The organism is Synechococcus sp. OH20, assembly GCF_047502685.1.
GTDB lineage: Bacteria > Cyanobacteriota > Cyanobacteriia > Thermostichales > Thermostichaceae > Thermostichus.
Window position 1 is genome coordinate 16,397 of sequence record NZ_JANSIQ010000022.1, and the last position, 12,512, is coordinate 28,908.

Below are 12,512 nucleotides of genomic sequence, written 5' to 3' on the forward strand. Positions count from 1 at the left end.
GGTTCCGATGTCTAAACTGTTCTCCCGTCGCCAATTTTTGGCCGGGGCAGCCGCCCTGGCAGCAGGAGCAGCCGCGGCTGGGATCCCACGCGCCCAATCGCAATCTTTGGGTCAGGGCTACTGGGTGGCCCAGGCCGATACTCCCGAGACCCCGCGGGCCAAGCTGGGGTTCATTGCTCTCACCGACGCCGCCCCCCTGATCATCGCCAAAGAGAAGGGGTTTTTTGACAAGTACGGCATGAAGGACGTGGAGGTGGTCAAGCAGGCCTCTTGGGGCACCACCCGCGACAACTTGGTGCTGGGATCCGCTGCTGGCGGCATCGATGGGGCGCACATTCTCACCCCCATGCCCTATCTCATCACCACCGGCAAAGTTACCGATGGCAAGCCGGTACCGATGTACATTCTGGCCCGCCTGAACTTGGACGGTCAGTGCATCAGCATTGCCAACGAGTACCGGGATTTGCAAATTGGCCTGGATAGTTCCCCCCTCAAAGCCAAGTTTGCGGAAGCGCGAGCTGCCGGCAGGGATCCCAAATGCGCGGTAACCTTCCCCGGCGGCACCCACGACCTGTGGATGCGCTACTGGCTGGCCGCCGGCGGGATCGATCCCAATGGCGATGTCTCTGTCATTGTGGTGCCGCCGCCCCAGATGGTGGCCAACATGAAATCCAAAACGATGGAAGCCTTCTGTGTGGGCGAGCCTTGGAATGCTCAACTGGTGAACCAAAAAGAGGGCTATACCGCCCTCACCACCGGCGAGCTGTGGAATCGCCATCCTGAGAAAGCCTTTGCTCTGCGGGCTGACTGGGTGGATGCCCACCCGAAAGCCACCTTGGCGCTGTTGAAGGCGGTGCAAGAAGCCCAGATCTGGTGCGACCAAATGGAGAACAAAGAGGAAATGTGCCGGATCATCGGCGACCGCCGCTGGCTGGGGGTTCCTGTGGCCGATATCTTGGGTCGCGCCAAAGGCACCTTTGACTACGGCACCGGCAAAGTGGTGCAAAACAGCCCCCACCTGATGAAGTTCTGGCAAGACAATGCTTCCTACCCCTTCAAGAGCCACGACCTTTGGTTCCTGACCGAAGACATCCGCTGGGGCTATCTGCCCGCCGACACGGATACCAAAGCCCTGGTGGACAAGGTCAACCGAGAAGATCTCTGGCGCGAGGCCGCCAAAGCCATTGGCCAAGAGGCCGCCATTCCCCCCAGCACCTCTCGCGGCGTGGAAACCTTCTTCGATGGGGTGAAGTTCGACCCCGAAAATCCGGCTGCCTATCTGGAGAAATTGGCCATCAAGAAGCTGGCCTAGCCTGCTCCTTCCAGGGCTTGCAGAACACCTGCAAGCCCCCTGTCCGAGAGATTTCCCTAAGAGCCCCCAGACAGGTTCAAATTAAACCTCTTCTCTCTTGCACTTTCCCTACGCTGACTTTGACCATAGCCCTACTCTCAGCAAACTATGCATCTTCTCCACTTTGCCTTGAAGGTGGGCTGCCACCTCTTCCCTTTGCTCATCCGCTTAGGCCGTTGGCTGCTGAGCCAAGGTGCCTCTCTTCAGGCCCATGCCGGGATCCCTTCTGCCACGAGCTCTGGATCCGCTTGGAGGCAACGAGTCCGGATCCATCAAGCGCTGCGCCGCATTCTCTTGCCCGCTACGGCAATTTTCATCGTGCTCCTGCTCTGGCAAATCCTCTACAGCCGGCCCGGCGCCAACCTGCCCACCCCGCTCCAAGTTTGGCAGGACACCTGGGATCCCCTCATTAAAGATCCCTTTTTTGACTACGGCGGCAACGCCAAAGGACTGTTCTGGCAAATCTGGGCCAGCCTGCAGCGGGTGTTCATTGGGTTTTTCTTGGCCAGTCTGGTGGGGGTTTTGGGCGGCATGGTGATCGGGGTCAACCGCTGGCTGCATGAGGCTTTGGATCCCATTGTTCAGGTGTTGCGCACGGTGCCACCTCTGGCTTGGCTGCCGATTTCTTTGGCCGCCTTTCGCGATGCCAACCCCTCCGCCATTTTTGTTATCTTCATCACGGCCCTCTGGCCCATTTTGATCAACACCATTGCCGGTGTACAGCGGATCCCACAGGACTACCGCAATGTGGCCAGAATTGTACGCATGTCCGGCTGGAAGTATTTCTTTAAGATTGTCTTTCCGGCCACGGTGCCCTACATCTTTACCGGCCTGCGCATCGGGGTAGGCCTCTCTTGGCTGGCGATTGTGGCTGCAGAAATGTTGGTTGGCGGGGTGGGCATCGGCTTCTTCATTTGGGATGCCTGGAATAGCTCCCGCATCAGCGAAATTATTGTGGCTTTGATCTATGTCGGCCTGGTTGGCCTTTTGTTGGATCGGGTTACGGCTTGGATTGGCTCGCTGGTGGTTGCCGAGGATCACTAGGTTGGACTGAGCCCGGAGTTGGCTGCTGACAGTTTGCTCACTTTTCAAAAATGAATCTCAAGGGATCCCTTAGGTAGCATCATGAAGACTCAGCCCTACATCGAAGTTGACCATGTAGACAAAGACTTTTTCCTGGACAATGGGGAGGTTTATCCCGCTCTAAGAGACATCCATCTGGAGATCCAAAAAGGGGAATTTGTCTCGCTAATTGGCCACTCCGGCTGCGGCAAGTCCACCCTCCTCAACATCATCGCCGGCCTGGAAAAACCCTCCCGCGGCGGCGTGCTGCTGGAAGGCCGGCAGATGACGGAGCCCGGCCCGGAGCGCATGGTGGTGTTCCAGAACTATTCCCTGCTGCCCTGGCTGACGGTGCGGGAAAACATCGCCCTAGCCGTGGACGAGGTGCTGGGATCCCTTCCCCAAGCAGAGCGAGCCCGCATCGTGGAAGAGCACATCCGCCGCGTGGGTTTGCAGGGGGCAGCCGACAAGCGGCCCGCCCATCTGTCGGGGGGGATGAAACAGCGGGTGGCCATTGCCCGGGCTTTGGCCATTCGCCCGCGGGTGCTGCTGCTGGATGAGCCGTTTGGGGCGTTGGACGCCCTCACCCGCGGCAGCCTGCAGGAGCAACTGATGGAGATTGCCCAAGCGGAGCAGCTCACCTGTATTTTGGTTACCCACGATGTGGATGAGGCGCTTCTGCTTTCGGATCGGGTGGTGCTGCTGACCAATGGCCCGGAGGCCCGCATCGGCCAGATCTTGCGGATCCCGTTTCCGCGGCCGCGCCACCGGTTGGAAGTGGTGAATCACCCCGAGTACTACAGCCTGCGGGGGGAGATGATCTACTTTCTCAACCAGCAAAAGCGGGCCCGCCAGAAAACTCCTACCCGTGTGGCCATCGCCAAGGGGGGGCTGGAAAAAGTCAACTTGGCAATTGGCTTTGTGCCCCTCAACGACTGCGCCCCTCTGGTGGTGGCCCAAGAAAAGGGCCTGTTTCAGAAGTACGGCCTGGAACAGGTCACGCTGGTCAGGGAGCCGGGCTGGAAAACCATCTGGGAAGGGAGCCGCTCCGGTCGGCTGGATGCGGCCCTGGTGGTGGCCGGGATCCCTTTGGCCTCTACCCTGGGGGTGGGCGGGGTACCGGTGCCTTTGGTAACTGCGCTTACTGTTTCCCGCGGCGGCAACGCCATCACCTTTGGGCGCCGACTCCTGCTGCAGGCCTTCCAGAGCCCCTGGGATCTTCGCCAGTACCTCCGCCAAACTCCCGATACGGTTCATACGCTGGGGGTGGTGCACCCGGCCTCGATGCACAACTTCCTATTGCGCTATTGGCTGGCCAGCGGCGGCGTGGATCCGGATCGAGATGTGACGTTGACGGTGATCCCGCCGCCGCAGATGGTGGCCCACCTCAAGGCCGGCAACATCGACGGCTACTGCGTGGGCGAACCCTGGAACTCCCGCGCCGTGCGGGAACAGGTGGGGGTTATCGTTGCCACCACTCCCGAACTCTTGCCCAGCCACATCGAGAAAGTCCTGGCGGTGCGCCAAGACTGGGCCCAAAGCTACCCCCGCACCCACGTGGCTCTGGTCAAGGCGCTGCTGGAGGCCTGTCACTACTGCGATCAGCCGCAGCACCGTCCCCAGATCCTGGAGTGGCTGGCCCAGCCCCAGTATGTGGGCGTGGTCACAGCCGATCTGGAGCCGGGGTGGAGGGGCATCCTGCAGCGGGGCATTGCCGATGAATCGCAGGTGATTGTCGGTTTCCACCAGTTTGCCAACGGGCGCAACACCTGCCCCGAACGCTTGGAGCACCTCTGGATCCTGACGCAGATGGCTCGCTGGGGCATCTGCCCCTTCCCTCGCAATTGGGTTGCTGTCCTCGACCAAGTGCTGGATGACAAAACCTACGCCCTAGCTGCCAGAGAACTGGGGCTGCCGGATCGGGCCCACGATCGCGGGGCTTTGCTCTTTGCCGACGGATCCCGCTTTGATGGCGAGGATCCCTTGAACTACCTGGAGTCGGTGGCCATTCGCCAGGAGCTGAAGCTGCAGGAATACCCCCTCAGCAAGGTCTAGTTTTTGCCCTACTGAACTCAACTGGAAGGCTTTATGATGACCCACTCTCGCTTAACTTCTTTGTCCTTTTCTTCAGCCTCTTCCCTCTCAGGTCTGCCCCTTCTTTCCCTTCAGAATGTGGGCAAGACCTACTTTACGGCGGCAGGAGCCTTTGTGGCGCTAGAAAATGTCAACTTGGAAGTGGCCGCCGGCGAATTTGTCTGCATCATCGGCCACTCCGGCTGCGGCAAGTCCACCTTGATCAACATGGTGGCCGGGTTTTCTGCTCCTACTTCGGGATCCATCACCCTCAAGGGCCAGCCCATCACCGCCCCAGGGCCGGATCGGATGATGGTGTTCCAGAACTATTCCCTTCTGCCCTGGCTGACGGCTTTTGAAAATGTTTATTTGGTGGTGGACCAGGTCTATCCCGATAAATCCCCCAGAGAGAAAAGGGAAATCGTTCAAGAACACCTGGAACTCGTGGGTTTGGCCGAAGCAGCCCACAAGCGGCCCAAGCAGCTCTCCGGGGGTATGAAGCAGCGAGTGGCCATTGCCCGCGCGCTGGCGGTGCGCCCAGAAGTGCTGTTGCTGGATGAGCCCTTCGGGGCCTTGGATCCCATTACCAAGCAAGAGCTGCAGGATGAGCTGCTGGCCATTTGGCGAGATCACCGCTGCACGGTTTTGATGATTACCCACGACATCGACGAGGCTCTTTATCTGGCAGACCGGGTGGTGATGATGACCAATGGCCCTGCTGCCCATATTGGCGAGATTTTGACGATCCCCTTTGGGCGACCGCGCAGCCGCGCGCGCATCATGGAAATGCCGGAATTTTACGAATTGCGCAACTCTGCCCTCGACTTTCTCTACCGTCGCTTTGCCCATGAGGAGAACTAATCAGGGAGTTAACCCTCACCCCTGGCCCCTCTCCCTGAGGGATGGCCCAAGCGCTCCGCGCCGCTCACGCGACCACCCCTGGCCCCTCTCCCTGAGGGATGGCCCTCACCCCCAGCCCCTCTCCCTGAGGGAGAGGGGAGTTAGAGGGGCGCGTTCGCGGCAGCGTTCGTAGCAATCACGACAGTAACGAAGCATTTCATTGCTATTTGGAATGACCATACTGCAGAGACTCCGTCCTGCTTGGGCGATTGGATTTGCGATCCCAGTTGCCGCTCCCCTCAGCTTTTGTTCCACTTACGGTAGCAGCGGGCGGTGATGAGATAGGGATGAAACACTTCTAAGAAGTGGCTTTGCAACACCTGAAAGAATTGCTCGACTTTTTGCGGATCGTCCAGGTGAAAAGGAAATTCACCATTAAACCCCTTGAAAAAGTACCAGTTGATCAACAATTTGCCTTCCGGCTTAAGCCAAGCGTAAAACTGACGCAACTGCGCTGCCGGATCCGGCAAATGCTCTAGTACATCGAAGCAGATGACGGTGTCAAAGGGGATCCCTTGCGGGAAGGTTTCCGGGCAGTGGATCCGTTCGCCTAGGCCCAGCTTTTCCGCCCGCAGTTGCACAAACTGCCGATGGATGGGGTTGATATCCCAGAAAATCACCTGCTCCACCGCCGGGCAGAGAGCCGCCCCAATGGTGTGGGTGCCAATGCCACCGCCAAAATCCAGCACCAGACCGCGGGCATGGTCGGCCACCAGGCGCAGGGTATTGCCGATGTAGTCGGTGCTGCTCAGGTGCCAAGCGGCCAAGTCCAGCAAATAGGCGGATCCCACCCGATCCCGGTAAAAGGCGTCTGCCTGATCCCAGCCGAAGTCGCGCCGGCCCAGCTCTGCCAACTGTTGCTGCCCCAGCCGCAGCTTCTCCCGCAGCTCACCAGCCTCAAGGCCCAGGAAGGATCCCAGATGGGCTGCCAGGTCGAAGCCATTTTGCCAGTAGCCGCTCAGGGCAGGGGGCATGGGAGGCACAGGAACCCAAAACTCGGCAGGGGGCTGGGTTGAGAATCATTCACCCCATCAAGCGGCGGTGAAGTCGTCGTTCTCTCTGGGCGTCTCTTTCGAGGTTGCTCTCTGGGATCCGGCCAGGGCTACATTGTCGCCGAGGGTCGGCGGCCTCAAGAGAGCCGCTAGCGTCTCCGGGCTGAGGCGGTCGGTGCTCTCCACAATTGCCGTCACATTCGGGCCGAAGCCTATCTTATCCAAAAGCTCAAGGCGATGGGACAAAACCCGTTTCCCATTGACAAACAAACCATTGGTGCTGCGGCGGGATGCCGAGCTGCCGTCGAAGATCATGTAGCCGTATCCGGCCCGGTTCTCTTCCGGAATGCGGATAATCAGGGCGTGTTCTCGCGAAACACAAGGGTCGCAGAGGCGGATGTGGTTGCTGGCTGCCCGGCCCACCGAGTAGTAAATCTTGTCCAAGACAACGCCGCGCCGACCCATCTGATCGGTGAAGATCAAGACCCAGTGGACAGGGTTGGGTTGGGCAGCAGGAGCGCTCATGCTCATCTGTGGGTACGCCCGGCGCTGAGGCGGTCAGAAAGGGCAGCCCAGAGACAGCCAGGCAATCAAGCCGCAAAATGCGGATCCCTCTCTCTCCTCAGCCGCTACAGACTCCAATCATACACCACCATTCTGGGTCAACAGCGCCGTCTTGCCACTCTCCTTTTCTTGAGGGCCAACAGGCTGGAAAGATGGGTTCGTTGCAAAAATAACAACTGACCCAGAACAACTCGGTCTGACTTCTAACCTGGTTGGGGAACTCTTCAGAAGCGAGAATGAGCAGGACAATGGCCAGCGCCTGCCAGATGTCCTTATCCAAGCCTTCGGCCAGAGCAAGGGTCAGAAGGTCTTGCTCCCTCAAGCACAGGAGGGATCCGGTTGCAGGTTTGGCTCGAACAGGAGATCATAGAGTTTCGTTGAAACCAAAAGCTCCCCTTGACAGCGTGACGGTGGAATCTAAACAGACTCAGCTAGACCCTCAGCCCGCCGGCCTTACCACAGCTACCGGTACCATCAAAGCCCAGTTGGATTTGTTGCTACTGGGGCTGGAATCCCTGAGCGGAGAAAGTTCTGAGGCGGTTCTGGCTGCAGCCAAAGCTCTAGACTTGGAAGATCAGATTGGCGATCGGGTAGCCCTCTGGCGCCTGCGCAACGCTAACCCTCTGCGCCGCAGCAGCGGTGGGCGCAAGAGAGTCGATATCGAAGAGGCCCGCGCCCTGGTGATGGTGATTGCCCATCTGGCTGCTCAGCAACAGGCCCGTATCCGCAGCACCTTGGAACAACTGGAAGCTGCTGTCGAGCAGGAGCTCAGCCCTTTCCGTCAGCCGCTGGTGGGAGACTACCTAGATGAATTTCTCTCTCACTATCGCAGCCGCATGGTGGATGGGGATGTGCGCGACGAGAACAGCCTTGCCGAGCTGGCCCTGCGCATCTTGATCGAGCTGATGTTCTACAGCAGCCCCAGAGGGGCACAGCGCCTGTGGAAAGCCTTGCTCAGCCGTCCTGCGATGGAGTTGCCCGCCGGCAGTGACCTAGAAGAAGGGGAGGTAGCCCATAGCTCCGGATCGGATGCTTTGCCCTCTTCCTGAAATAGACTCCTTCTCCTGGGATCCTTAGTCTGTGTTGTTTCGGTTGCCATGCCCAGTCTCACCCTTCTCAGCCATACCTATCAACAGCCCACCTCGACCCTCACGGTGCGGGGAGAAGCGCCCGGCCTGCCCGAAGCTGCGGGGGGTTCCTCAACGCCGCTCCTGCGAGCCATCCAGCAGAACTTCGAGTGTCAGTTGGAAATTCGCCAGGGGGAGACCAGCAAAACTCTGCAGGGGGACAGTGTTTGGCTCAACGATTTGATCACGGTGATCGACCGCTACGTCGGATCCCATCTGAGCGGAGAACCCAAGGGAACCTTCAGCGGTACTGTGGCCATCCGTCCGCTGGATTTTATTTTTCATCGCCTCACGGTGCGCCAAGGGGAGGATCGCATCGCTCAGGTGGATCTGTCGATGACCCAGTTGTACGACCTGCTGGAGAACCTTTCCCAAGTGGCCGATGACATTCCCCAACTGGCCAGTCTGAGAACTCCGGTGAGGCGGGCTTGGTATCGACAGCCCACCGGGATCGCCGCCCTGCTGGTGGGAGGGATCGCTCTCGTGGCCGGTGTCGGGATCTGGGCCAGCCGCCCACCCAGGGATCCTACGGCTGCCAACTCGGTGCAGGAGCAGCTCACCACCCCTGCGGTGTCGGGTCAACCGCAGCCTTTGGCCACAACTGCCCCAGAACTTGACTCAACAGGGCCGGCTCCCCTTCTCCGTCTGCGAGACACTCTGGCAGAGCAATGGCAGTCTCCCCCTGATTTGCAGGAGAGCCTGGTCTATTGGATAACCGTGGATGGGACGGGATCCCTGTTGGCTGCCGAGCCGGAGAATGAGCTGGCCCGGCAGCGCCGCGCCGCAACTCCTTTTGCCGACCTGCCGGAGTTGCCGCGGGATCCCTTGCCGACAGGCGCGCGACAGTTCCGCGTCAGCCTGGAGCCGGGCAACCGAGTGGAAATCGCCCAGGACAGATAGCCATCTCGACAAGCCAAGCTGAGGGGGGCACCCGGTCTCACGGGACGAGGGCAATGAGGATAGAGTGGAAGAGTTCCCTTTATCTAGATCGCTGCCCCTCTATGACCGCAACCATCGAAGTGCCCAAGCGAGGCTTACCTGTCACCATCATCACGGGTTTTTTGGGCAGTGGGAAAACCACCCTGCTCAACCACATTCTCAGCAACCAAAAAGGGATGCGCACGGCGGTGCTGGTCAACGAATTCGGCGAGATCGGCATCGACGGCGAGCTGATCGTCTCCAGCGAAGAAGACCTGGTGGAGCTGAACAACGGCTGCATCTGCTGCACCATCCGGGATGACATCGCCGAGAGCGTGCTGCGCCTGATGGAACGCTCCGCCAAAATCGACTACCTGGTGGTGGAGACCACAGGATTGGCGGATCCCTTGCCGGTTGCCCTCACCTTTTTGGGGCCAGAGTTGCGGGATCTGACGCGGCTGGACTCGATCATCACCTTGGTAGACGCCACCAACTTCGCCCCCGACCTGTTCAACAGCGACGTGGCCTACAGCCAAATTGCCTATGGGGATGTGATTCTCCTCAACAAAACGGACTTGGTCGAGCCGACGGAAATCGAGCGCCTGGAAAAACGCATCCGCGAGATCAAGGAAGATGCCCGCATTTTGCGCACGGTCAACAGCGCAGTACCCCTGGAGCTGATCCTGGATACAGATCTGTTTCAGTCCAGCTCTCTGCCCCAGGAGGAGGCTCACGACACTGAGCATGGGCACGAGCATGACCATGAGCACGACCACGAACACAGCCACGAGCATGGCCACTCGCACCGCAGCCACATCGAGGTTGATGGTTTTAACTCCCTAGCTTTTGAGAGCGATCAGCCTTTTTCTCTAGACGCCTTCCAGAACTTTCTCAATGAGTTGCCCGAGGCAGTCTTTCGGGCCAAAGGGATCCTGTGGTTTGAAGAAAGCCCAGAGCGACATATCTTCCACCTCAGCGGTCGGCGCTACACCCTCAGTAGCGATGCATGGCCTCGCCAGCCCAAAAACCAGTTGGTGCTCATCGGCCAGCACCTCGATACGGCCAAGCTGCGGCAAAAGTTGGAAGCCTGTCTTGTCCCTGCACCCGTCCAGGGCTAAGAACTGGGTGGCAGCTTAGAAGCGTCGGGCCCCGTTCCCCCAGCCTCGCGAGGGGAGCCTTGAGAGAGGGCATCCCAGCCATGTCCGACATTTTTGTGATGATCCGCAACCAGGCCAACAACGCCCTCACTTCCATCGACGGGATCCCTTTTCTCAGTTTCTTGGAGCGAGAGGGGCAGTTGATCGCAGAAGAAACCATCGAGCTGATTTATGCGGATGCTGGATTTGATGACCTGCCGGTTGGAGAATACACTGTGGGGGTAAGGCATGAACGGGTGGAGCCCCCCAAAGCTACCTGCCCAGTAAGTATCGCCTCTGAGGATGAGGTTGTTTTGGTAACATTTGTTTACCTTGAGCCCGAGCGGGTTCTGCTGACGATTCATGTCTCTGTGGAGAAGAGGTTGTAGCTATGACGGTCAAAGTCATCCCATCGCACTCGATCAAAGCCTTTCGCTATCGGGTGTTTTGTTTGGGACACGATCTCTGGAATGCCCGGGATCCGATTAGCCGTGCCAACCTGGCCCTACAACTGGCCGACGCGGCCACAACCCTGGCTCGCATGGAAGTCCAAGCCGCTCAGCCCTTCAGCTCAAGCCCTTCCTATTCCCTGCCAGAAGCAGGCCATCGGTGATTGATCCAGGCCGGCCTTGAGGCCAGAGGCAAGGGATCCCGCCTGACCCGCATCACTCCCACTCGATGGTGCCGGGTGGCTTGGAAGTGATGTCATAAACGACGCGGTTAATGCCCGGCACCTCGTTGACGATGCGGTTGGAGATGGTGGCCAAGAGGTCGTAGGGCACCCTGGCCCAATCCGCCGTCATACCATCTTCGCTGGTAACCAGTCGTACCACCACTGGGCAGGCATAGGTGCGCTTATCCCCCATCACCCCCACCGAGCGCACTTCCGGCAGCAGCACGGCAAAGGCTTGCCACAACTTGGGGTAGTAGCCGGAGCGGTTGATCTCCTGGCGGACAATCATGTCCGCCTCGCGCAGGGTTTCCAGCCGCTCTTTGGTGACTTCGCCCACAATGCGGATGGCCAGTCCCGGCCCCGGGAAAGGATGGCGGCCAACAATTTCTTCCGGCAAACCCAACGAGCGGGCCAGTTGCCGCACCTCATCTTTGAAGAGCTTGCGCAGAGGTTCTACCAGCTTAAAGCGCAGATTTTCCGGCAGCCCGCCGACATTGTGGTGGCTTTTGATCTTGACGGCAATGCGCTCTCCGGTCACCGGATCCACATTGGTATTGGCCGACTCGATCACATCGGGGTAAAGAGTACCCTGGGCCAGGTACTCGAAGGGGCCCAGCCGCTGGGATTCTTCCTCAAAGACGCGAATAAACTCTGCCCCAATCCGTTTGCGCTTCTCCTCGGGATCGGTGACCCCCTGCAACTGCCGGAGAAACCGCTCTTGTCCGTCCACGTAGTGGACAGGGATGTGAAATTGCTCTTGGAAAAGGCGCAGCAGCCGCTGCGGCTCATCCTTGCGCATGAACCCCTGATCGATGAAGACGCAGGTGAGCTGGTCGCCGATGGCCTTGTGCAGCAAAAAAGCCAAAGTAGAGCTGTCCACCCCCCCCGAAAGGGCCAACAACACCTTCTTGTCGCCCACGCGGGCCCGGACTTCCCGAATCGCCTCCTCCAGAAAAGCTTCCGTTGTCCAGGTGGGCTCGCAGCCGCAGATGTGATAGACAAAATTGCGAATGAGAAAGGCACCGGCCTGCGAGTGGGCCACCTCTGGGTGAAATTGCACCCCGTAAAGACGGCGAGTGGGATCGGCAATGGCGGCACAGGGGGTGTTGTCCGTGGCAGCCAGGGCGTGAAAACCTGGCGGCAACTCGGTCACCGCATCCCCATGGCTCATCCACATAATGCTGTTTTCCGGCAAGTTGGTGAGCAGGTCGGTGGGATCCAAAATGTGCAGGGCGGCACGGCCGTATTCCCCCTTCTGGGCTGGCTCCACCTTGCCCCCCAACTGCTGCACCATGAGCTGCATGCCATAGCATACGCCCAGGATGGGGATCCCCAAGTTCCAGATCTCCGGGTCACAAGCAGGAGCGCCCGGCTCATAGACCGAGTTGGGGCCGCCGGAGAGGATGATGCCCTGGGGCCGCATTTGCCGCAGGTGTTCAGCAGTGGTGCGGTAGGAAAGGATTTCCGAATAGACGTGGGTTTCGCGAATACGACGGGCAATGAGCTCCGAGTACTGGGATCCAAAGTCGAGAATAACGATCATCTGGCGCTGCACCTTGAGGGGGGAGAGAGATAGGTCAGAGCTAAGGAGAGATGCAGAAGCGCTCACAAAACCTCGCACAGTGCAGAAGAGAAAACCCGAACCAAGAAACCAACTTGGCTGTGGATAAGAAACGTTAAGGACCTTTCCATCGTAGCAGGGATGGGGGATTTTCT

Annotated in this window: 12 protein-coding genes; 9 read left to right on the forward strand and 3 right to left on the reverse strand. The window is 59.2% G+C overall.

What is annotated here, in order from left to right; all coding sequences use genetic code 11:
- Positions 1-7: 7 nt before the first annotated feature.
- The 4 genes from NW826_RS05570 (at position 8) to NW826_RS05585 (ending at position 5,347) form a co-directional block, all read left to right on the forward strand.
- Positions 8-1,312, forward strand: a complete 1,305-nt coding sequence (locus NW826_RS05570; protein WP_414335836.1) for a CmpA/NrtA family ABC transporter substrate-binding protein — start codon at positions 8-10, stop codon at positions 1,310-1,312.
- A gap of 147 nt (positions 1,313-1,459) precedes the next feature.
- The gene (ntrB, locus tag NW826_RS05575) at positions 1,460-2,395 is read left to right on the forward strand and encodes a nitrate ABC transporter permease (RefSeq protein ID WP_414335837.1); all 936 of its coding nucleotides are present in this window, start codon (positions 1,460-1,462) and stop codon (positions 2,393-2,395) included.
- A gap of 81 nt (positions 2,396-2,476) precedes the next feature.
- Positions 2,477-4,468 carry a nitrate ABC transporter ATP-binding protein gene (locus NW826_RS05580; RefSeq protein WP_414335839.1) on the forward strand — a complete coding sequence of 664 codons (1,992 nt, stop codon included), beginning with the start codon at positions 2,477-2,479 and terminating at the stop codon, positions 4,466-4,468.
- Between the two features lie 36 nt (positions 4,469-4,504).
- Positions 4,505-5,347: an ABC transporter ATP-binding protein gene (locus tag NW826_RS05585; RefSeq protein WP_414335841.1), complete on the forward strand. Its 843-nt coding sequence runs from the start codon at positions 4,505-4,507 to the stop codon at positions 5,345-5,347.
- Between the two features lie 278 nt (positions 5,348-5,625).
- Here NW826_RS05585 and NW826_RS05590 read toward each other — a convergent pair whose 3' ends face one another.
- Both NW826_RS05590 and NW826_RS05595 read right to left on the reverse strand, forming a co-directional pair.
- Positions 5,626-6,369: a class I SAM-dependent methyltransferase gene (locus NW826_RS05590; protein WP_414337188.1), complete on the reverse strand. Its 744-nt coding sequence runs from the start codon at positions 6,367-6,369 to the stop codon at positions 5,626-5,628.
- 48 nt (positions 6,370-6,417) lie between these two features.
- A complete protein-coding gene (locus NW826_RS05595) occupies positions 6,418-6,909 on the reverse strand; it encodes an FHA domain-containing protein (RefSeq protein WP_414334197.1) in 492 nt (163 codons plus the stop codon).
- Positions 6,910-7,352: 443 nt separating this feature from the next.
- On the opposite strand from NW826_RS05595, the gene NW826_RS05600 reads away from it, so the two are divergent.
- The 5 genes from NW826_RS05600 to NW826_RS05620 all read left to right on the forward strand — a co-directional run bounded on the left by NW826_RS05600 (position 7,353) and on the right by NW826_RS05620 (position 10,736).
- The gene (locus NW826_RS05600) at positions 7,353-7,991 is read left to right on the forward strand and encodes a DUF3038 domain-containing protein (protein ID WP_414509645.1); all 639 of its coding nucleotides are present in this window, start codon (positions 7,353-7,355) and stop codon (positions 7,989-7,991) included.
- Positions 7,992-8,039: 48 nt separating this feature from the next.
- Positions 8,040-8,969 carry a DUF4335 domain-containing protein gene (locus tag NW826_RS05605; protein ID WP_414509646.1) on the forward strand — a complete coding sequence of 310 codons (930 nt, stop codon included), beginning with the start codon at positions 8,040-8,042 and terminating at the stop codon, positions 8,967-8,969.
- Positions 8,970-9,070: 101 nt separating this feature from the next.
- Complete coding sequence (locus NW826_RS05610) at positions 9,071-10,105, forward strand: CobW family GTP-binding protein (RefSeq protein WP_414509647.1); 1,035 nt, start codon at positions 9,071-9,073, stop codon at positions 10,103-10,105.
- Positions 10,106-10,185: 80 nt separating this feature from the next.
- Positions 10,186-10,512, forward strand: a complete 327-nt coding sequence (locus NW826_RS05615; protein ID WP_414334206.1) for a hypothetical protein — start codon at positions 10,186-10,188, stop codon at positions 10,510-10,512.
- A 2-nt stretch (positions 10,513-10,514) separates the two neighbouring features.
- Positions 10,515-10,736, forward strand: a complete 222-nt coding sequence (locus tag NW826_RS05620) for a hypothetical protein (RefSeq protein WP_414334207.1) — start codon at positions 10,515-10,517, stop codon at positions 10,734-10,736.
- 52 nt (positions 10,737-10,788) lie between these two features.
- On the opposite strand, the gene guaA is transcribed toward NW826_RS05620, so the two are convergent.
- On the reverse strand, positions 10,789-12,339 hold the full coding sequence (gene guaA, locus NW826_RS05625) for a glutamine-hydrolyzing GMP synthase (RefSeq protein ID WP_414509657.1): 1,551 nt from the start codon (positions 12,337-12,339) through the stop codon (positions 10,789-10,791).
- Positions 12,340-12,512 lie beyond the last annotated feature (173 nt).

Bases quoted from the DNA above. Each gene is read 5' to 3' on its own strand.
- NW826_RS05570 (WP_414335836.1), top strand. From the start codon at position 8: ATGTCTAAACTGTTCTCCCGTCGCCAATTTTTGGCCGGGGCAGCCGCC.
- ntrB (WP_414335837.1), top strand. From the start codon at position 1,460: ATGCATCTTCTCCACTTTGCCTTGAAGGTGGGCTGCCACCTCTTCCCT.
- NW826_RS05580 (WP_414335839.1), top strand. From the start codon at position 2,477: ATGAAGACTCAGCCCTACATCGAAGTTGACCATGTAGACAAAGACTTT.
- NW826_RS05585 (WP_414335841.1), top strand. From the start codon at position 4,505: ATGACCCACTCTCGCTTAACTTCTTTGTCCTTTTCTTCAGCCTCTTCC.
- NW826_RS05595 (WP_414334197.1), bottom strand. From the start codon at position 6,909: ATGAGCATGAGCGCTCCTGCTGCCCAACCCAACCCTGTCCACTGGGTC.
- NW826_RS05605 (WP_414509646.1), top strand. From the start codon at position 8,040: ATGCCCAGTCTCACCCTTCTCAGCCATACCTATCAACAGCCCACCTCG.
- NW826_RS05610 (WP_414509647.1), top strand. From the start codon at position 9,071: ATGACCGCAACCATCGAAGTGCCCAAGCGAGGCTTACCTGTCACCATC.
- NW826_RS05615 (WP_414334206.1), top strand. From the start codon at position 10,186: ATGTCCGACATTTTTGTGATGATCCGCAACCAGGCCAACAACGCCCTC.
- NW826_RS05620 (WP_414334207.1), top strand. From the start codon at position 10,515: ATGACGGTCAAAGTCATCCCATCGCACTCGATCAAAGCCTTTCGCTAT.
- guaA (WP_414509657.1), bottom strand. From the start codon at position 12,339: ATGATCGTTATTCTCGACTTTGGATCCCAGTACTCGGAGCTCATTGCC.